Source organism: Peribacillus sp. NPDC060253 (assembly GCF_042727425.1).
GTDB lineage: Bacteria > Bacillota > Bacilli > Bacillales > DSM-1321 > Peribacillus.
Genome location: NZ_JBHXAS010000181.1, coordinates 1 through 6,906 on the forward strand (window position 1 = coordinate 1; position 6,906 = coordinate 6,906).

At 36.6% G+C, this 6,906-nt stretch carries 5 protein-coding genes; 4 read left to right on the plus strand and 1 reads right to left on the minus strand.

The genetic code is table 11. The features are described from left to right. Nucleotides 1-556 precede the first annotated feature (556 nt). From ACFWE9_RS25165 to ACFWE9_RS25180, 4 genes are all read left to right on the plus strand, one after another. Nucleotides 557-949, plus strand: a complete 393-nt coding sequence (locus ACFWE9_RS25165) for a sporulation protein (RefSeq protein WP_230155917.1) — start codon at nucleotides 557-559, stop codon at nucleotides 947-949. 22 nt (nucleotides 950-971) lie between these two features. After that, nucleotides 972-1,853 (plus strand): mechanosensitive ion channel family protein, encoded by an 882-nt coding sequence (locus ACFWE9_RS25170; RefSeq protein ID WP_377359376.1) that lies wholly within the window; start codon nucleotides 972-974, stop codon nucleotides 1,851-1,853. A 488-nt stretch (nucleotides 1,854-2,341) separates the two neighbouring features. Beyond that, a complete protein-coding gene (locus ACFWE9_RS25175; protein ID WP_230156140.1) occupies nucleotides 2,342-3,547 on the plus strand; it encodes an MFS transporter in 1,206 nt (401 codons plus the stop codon). 692 nt (nucleotides 3,548-4,239) lie between these two features. Then, nucleotides 4,240-5,481, plus strand: a complete 1,242-nt coding sequence (locus ACFWE9_RS25180) for a Mur ligase family protein (RefSeq protein WP_377359378.1) — start codon at nucleotides 4,240-4,242, stop codon at nucleotides 5,479-5,481. A gap of 269 nt (nucleotides 5,482-5,750) precedes the next feature. On the opposite strand, the gene ACFWE9_RS25185 is transcribed toward ACFWE9_RS25180, so the two are convergent. Next, nucleotides 5,751-6,239 (minus strand): ribonuclease H-like YkuK family protein, encoded by a 489-nt coding sequence (locus tag ACFWE9_RS25185; RefSeq protein ID WP_377359381.1) that lies wholly within the window; start codon nucleotides 6,237-6,239, stop codon nucleotides 5,751-5,753. Nucleotides 6,240-6,906 lie beyond the last annotated feature (667 nt).

Consider the following 6,906-nt stretch of genomic DNA (forward strand, 5'->3'; position numbering starts at 1 on the left):
TTCACAAACTGTTCATTTTAATATTTCTAAAAGGAAGGTTCACCCCATTGTAAGTGCCCATAAGTGATTTATGAGTGAGAGTGCGTTTACTTATATTCATATTACCCTTTCAAGTTCACCTAAAACCCGATTCTGAAATATTCAATATTACCTTTTCTCTAGGATAAACAAGCAAGTACATTCAATATATTTTCATTACGATAAACATATGCTCAATGAACCCGATTTTTGGGCAGATTATTAAATTAATAGTATATAAAGGTTTGACAATCTTTCCAATCTTACCGTATGATAAACAATATACTTGAATATATTCTCCTAAGGGGAGTAGCTTTTACAACAATGTCGTCATTACGGAGTAACATACTCTCGGTGTTGTTGGCAACATATCGTTGTTAGCCAGACCTTACCTAGTGGTAAAGGTCTATTTTCTGTTAAAAAACCTTTACCAAAATGGGTAAAGGTTTTTTTAGGTCTGTAGTATAAAGACTTTTCAAGAAATGTTTAAGTAGTTGGAAGATAAAAGAAAAAAATAATGATAAATGGAGTGTATTCTTTGATACTGAGAAAATCTTTGTTACTTTTAGGAATAGGGTCTGCACAGATAGATTTAATCCTTCCGAAAAATACGTATAAATCTGGTGAATGCATAAATGGTTATTTCTTGATTAAGGGTGGTACCTTGGAGCAAAGAATAAGGAGGATCGAATGTGATTTAATTATGGATACTCATTCTACCGGAATGGAAGAAGTCCTTAAGACGAGCACCATTTTGTCAACAAGAGAAATAAATTCAGGGGAAAGTAATGAAATTCCTTTTAACTTTTGTTTGCCTATATTGAATGAGCCATATAAGCGAGGTGTTTCCTATCGCCTTAAAACGAGACTAATACTTGATAAAGGGATAATAGGCAAGGATGATGACTGGATTTTAATCGATTCTGAATAAGAGTTGAAATTGAGGTGAGAACATGAATATCTTAAAATTAACTGAGCTTGCTATGGATTATTTGGAAGAATTTTTATTATTGAGGCTTTTTATATTGGCTTTAATGTTATTGGCCATTTATTATATTTTGAATAAATTGGTTGAATGGTTCTTTCGAAGGTCCCATTTTTTTGAGGAAGAAGTCGAAAAAACGATACAGGGGGTTACTCGTTCTTCTCTTAGGTACGGCATTTCCGCGCTTTTCCTCATTTATTTGATTGGACAGTTTATAGACCTTAAAGGAATTTTAGCTGGAGCTGGGATTGTAGGGGTCGTTATCGGATTTGCCGCTCAGCAAATGCTAAAGGATATTTTATTAGGATTTGTAAGGCTGTCAGATAATGAATTCCGAGTGGGGAATTTTGTGACATTTAATGGGACAAGCTCCGGAACGGTTGAAGAAATCGGAATCCGGTTCATGCAGATTCGGGAATGGTCAGGAAAACTGCTGACCATTCCACATAGTGAAATCAGGACGATTCAAAATTATAATAAAGGGAAAATGCGAATCATTGAACGCATCACGGTTAGTTACCAAGAAAATCCTGATAAGGTGAAACGGTTGTTGGAAGATATCTGTCTTATCTGCAACGAGAAGTATGGTGAAAGCCTTTTAAGACTGGAAGACGGCACACCTGAAGAGGATTTTAGATATATCGGCATCACGGATTTAAATCCGAATCTTAAATATGTTGGATATGAGCTATGTTTAGTGGGGCTTGTGAAACCAGATGATTACTTTGAAACAGCAAGAAATGTAAGGTTTGAGATGATATCTGCCTTACATGAGCACCAAATTCAAATGCCATCTTCCCATTTACTTGTACAGACAAATCCAAAACATGAACGTTTGATGGAGAACTAAAAAGAATCCTCATTTTCACTTGTGCCATTCCGGGAAAGGGTCATGAAAAAAAGGCGTTCATTCAAAGGGCCACAGCTCTTGCCAATGGAAGCGTAAGGGTATAACGGTTCTTCATTTGAAGAATGACTGTCATATAGACAAGGCTTGAACAAGTTAGGTCAAAAAAATAGCATGATTTTTATGAAATTTACCTTGATTAATGTGAATGATTCGATTATTATAAACTTAACAAAAAATGGAAGGGTGACCTTTAAACAATGATCATTTAATCCTATTTTTTAAGAAAAAATGCGTGTTAAATACGATCTTTTTTTCTGGATAGGATTAGTCTGTACTTAAAAATACAAACAAAGATCATTGTATTCCTCCCATTGGGGATATTTTGCCTTTTTAATTTGTATTGTACTGCCTCCTGTCCAGATATTTGATAGGAGGTTTTTATATTGGGAAAAAACGTATCTGTACCATTAAGTAATAAGGAACCTAACATATTCACAAATCGTGTATTTCGGGCCATTATCTTTTCAGGCTTATTTTTACAAATAGGGATATGGGTACGGAATTTTGCCGTTTTGTTATTCGTCATGGAACAGACAAATGGTGATGCCTTTGCCATTTCAATGATTTCAGTAGCGGAATTTGCACCCATTTTTATTTTTTCATTTATTGGAGGAACGTTTGCGGACCGTTGGAGCCCGAAAAAAACGATGGTTTGGTGTGATATTTTAAGTGCAATATCCGTTTTTGCTGTGCTTATCGCCCTTATCTTCGGGACTTGGAAAGTGGTATTTTTTGCAACTTTGATTTCTGCGATACTTTCACAATTTTCACAGCCATCGGGCATGAAGCTATTTAAGATGCATTTGCCGGAAAGTCAAATTCAATCAGGGATGTCAATATACCAGACTGTATTTGCCGTATTCATGGTTTTAGGGCCGATCCTCGGTACATTTGCATTCCAATCATTCGGAATCAACATCTCCATAGGGATTACTGGTCTAGCGTTTTTACTTTCCGCTGGTGCGCTGGCTTTCCTTCCAAAAGATCGCAAACTGGATGCGGATACCGTAAAAACAACAATATGGCAGGAAATGAAAAGTGGAGTGAAATATGTGTTGAGGAAAAAAGAACTGAGTCTTCTTGGTTTATGTTTTCTGGCAGCTGGCCTCGGACTTGGTTTCATTCAGCCGCTTTCGATTTTCCTTGTTACTGAACAATTAGGTTTGCCAAAGGAAAATCTTCAATGGTTATTCATGGTGAATGGCATTGGTATGATTTTAGGCGGAGCTGGAGTGATGATTTTTGCCAAAAAGGTGGCGCCTCAGAGATTATTAGCCTTAGGAATGCTGATGAATGCCATTGGATTAGCGGTAATGGGGCTTTCTACAAACCTTTGGATTACACTTACCGCCGAATTCTTTAATGGGCTTATGCTGCCTTGTATCCAAATCGGAATTAATACATTGATATTGCAGAGGACAGAAGGGGAGTTCATTGGAAGAGTCAATGGAATCTTAAGCCCGTTGTTCACTGGTTCGATGGTATTGACCATGAGCGCAGCAGGTATGTTGAAAGAGCAATTTTCACTCGTTGCCATATTTGAAATCGCGGCTTTCTTTTTTATTCTTGGGATGTTTTTCATTTTGCCATTGTACAATCAAAAAATGGAAACGAAATCCGTGGAAGTTCAATAGAAGCATTAAAAAAAGGGTTGTGGAGTGATTAGCTTGACTGGAGATTATGAGATTACATTCTTCAATATAGGGAATTCCCCTAAGATGGGGTAGTTTCTTGCAGTGTGTCAATGTCTTCAATTCTATGTAGAAAGAACCTAAAGAAAGACAGCCGGAATCGGCTGCCTCAGACTGTAGATAAACTCGATGAAAATTGAGTTTGTCTACAGTTTTTTTATGGGTTTTACAATCCGTTGATTGGAACGTAGGTCACCGCTTACAGCGGGAGTCCCGCACTTTTATGCTCCAATCAACTTGTGCCTACAGTCTTTTTTGTCTTAAATGAAAGGTTACCCTTTTGACAAGGAGGTTCTCACTGCCAGGTTATTAGATAAAAGAAAGTTGTATTTTTACAATCAAACAAATTCTTGAATGACAAGTATTTTTGGAGTGCAGGTGAATACTAAAAATGGCATGTTAATAAAAATCTTTTTTTGAGACGCATATTTTGGAATATGCTAATAGCTAAAATAAAGGAGAAAAGGTAATGATCCTTAAGGATATAATAAAAGACACAATCGACTGGGTTTTGCCGAAGGACGTTGAAGATATATTCACACAGGTGTAACCGATAACTCTAAGGAAATAAAAAATGGATACATTTTTGTTGCTGTAAACGGTTATAAGGCAGATGGACATAATTACATTTACGAGTGAAGAACAGCCGCAAAGTATTAGGGGGAATCGCTAAAAGGTTTTATGGGGATCCCAGCAATCAAAAAATAATGATAGGGATTACGGGTACGAATGGTAAAACCACAACAAGTTATATGCTTCAACAAATTTTAGAAGAGAATGGAATATCCTGTTCCGTCATAGGTACGATACAACATATAATCAATGGAAACAAAGTCGATTCTCATAATACGACTCCCGGTACGGTGGAATTGAATACCTTACTGTCTGCTAGTGAGGACATGGTTGTCATCATGGAAGTGTCTTCACATGGATTAGCCCAATACCGTTTAGAAGGAATTGAATTTGATTTCTGCGTCTTCACGAATTTATATCATGACCATCTTGATTTCCACGGAACGATGGAGGATTATTTCCTGGCGAAATTACTGCTTTTTGAAAAATTAAAAACCAATGGGCTTGCGATTATTAACGGAGATGATTTCTGGGGAGAAAAATTACAAGAATACTTACGAGAGAAGAAAGTCAGTACCTACGTTTTTGGTAAATCCAAGCGGTGCGATATATTGATCACCAATTATAACACAGCAAAGAACCCCTTTATTTCATTGAATGAGAACCATGTATCTGTGAAAATCAATTTACCATTGCCTGGACTTCATAATTTATATAACGCAACCGCAGCCTATTCGGTAGCGAAGATGTTCCCGATTAAAAAAGAGGATATTCTCTTCTCTCTTAATCGATTTTCTGGAGTTCCAGGGATATTTGAAATGTATAAAAAAGAAGATGGGCCGACAATTGTCATCGATTATGCACATACTGCTGATGCCATTCATCACATGCTTCAAACTGCAAAAGAATGCGGGGCAGAAAAGATTTATCATATCTTTGGTTTCCGTGGTGGTCGAGATACAACCAAAAGGGCAGAAATGGTTAAGGTATCTTCAGAACTAAGTGATGTATCAATTTTGACGATGGATGATTTGAATACAGAGGGGATGGAGGTGATGGAAACATCACTCCATAAACTTCAATGCGATTACTCTTCTGGAAATGGGATGGTTATTCCAGATAGGACCTTTGCTATTCAGGAAGCGTTACAAGCAGGGAAGGATGGGGATTGGATTATTATAACAGGAAAGGGAATTGAGAAATATAAACAAAATTTTGGCCTGCCTACATTTTCTGACAAAGAAACGGTAGTATATCTACAAGATAAAAACAAAGGGGATTTTATCGGTTATTTTGATCAATAGTAAATTATTCTTAAGGAATTCTGCATGCAGTTCATTATCGTAAAGTAACTTCTCCAAAATTTGGTTAGATAACGATCCGTTAGAGCTTGTACACCCTTGGTAGAAATCGTTAAGGAAAACTCTATAATAAAAACTGTAAATAGTGTAACATCGAATCACTATTATTGTGAAAATTAGAAATGGCTTTTGTCGACAAACGGACAAGGGAGGGAAGAGATAAATCCAAATGTTCACCGCTTAGGCGTCTAACCTTTTGTTTTTGGCAACAGTTACTCTTGCTTTGTATACCGGTTTGCATAACTTGAGGCAACGAAAGCATTCGGTTTAATTTTAGGTTCCACTCCCATGGACTCCATCCTGGCAACCATTTCTTTTACGAACTCACTTGTTTTGTTCCGTTTTCCAATCCCGATATCAATGTGGCCTTCCATGCTGAATGTTGCCCCTTGATATACAGCAGGCAGGACAATATCGATTAACTGATTTTTTCTTTCCTCCGTAAACATGGATACGATCCCCTCAGTTAACGACAATTCATGGGAAATACGTTCATGTAATTGCGTCATCCTTCTTGGTATCATCACTTTTCTTATACAAGCCCACACACCATTTCCGACCAGCTGGATCACAATGCCTGTAATGAAAACCGTATGTTTTTTATGTACTTGCGAATCTGTACCGATCATTAATCGATAGTTACCCGCTGGATCTAATTTCATGAAATCTACAATGTGATCGAATACCTCTTCAAATGACATGTTTTTTTCCTGGAGATTTTGAAATGGAATATTATGAAATGGATATTGCCTCATATTTTATTGCACCCAACCTTTCTCCGACTATTAATACCAATTGAAAAAAAATCTGCTTGTTTCCTTAAATACATCATATGAAGGGGATCCTTGTTTTGTTTTGTGCAATAAGAAGAACCAACCCACAGATAAAGATGTCGTCATCATAAATCAAGAATGTGTTCATATTAAGGTTGTAAAATCTTTAATGAAAACTCCAATTTAGAGCTATTGGTGGAACAAGTCACCTTGCTGATGCAGGCTCATTGTATCGCATGGTACATATATATAAATCCTTAAAAATCATCAATAGAATATTATCGTCTCCTTATATTTAATATGTAATGAAGTGAAGCCAAGAACCCGTGCTTCACTTTTTTTGTTAGAAAAATGTCACGGATGTTACGAAAAAAGCCAATTGGAGGTAATGATTGATGCAGCCTTCTTTAACGGCAGCGATTTGTGAATTTATATGTCACCCAAGTAAGAATACTGACATGATCCTAAAGATTTGCAGAGTTAGAGGTTTATGGACGGAAATCTAGCCTGCAATTATGGAATTTCTCTCTACTAACTTCCTTGAAAAAACCGTATTATATATCTATTAAAAAAAGTATGTGATGTTTTCTTACAT

Coding starts and splice junctions, on each gene's coding strand:
- ACFWE9_RS25170 (WP_377359376.1), top strand. CDS start 972: ATGAATATCTTAAAATTAACTGAGCTTGCTATGGATTATTTGGAAGAA.
- ACFWE9_RS25185 (WP_377359381.1), bottom strand. CDS start 6,239: ATGTCATTTGAAGAGGTATTCGATCACATTGTAGATTTCATGAAATTA.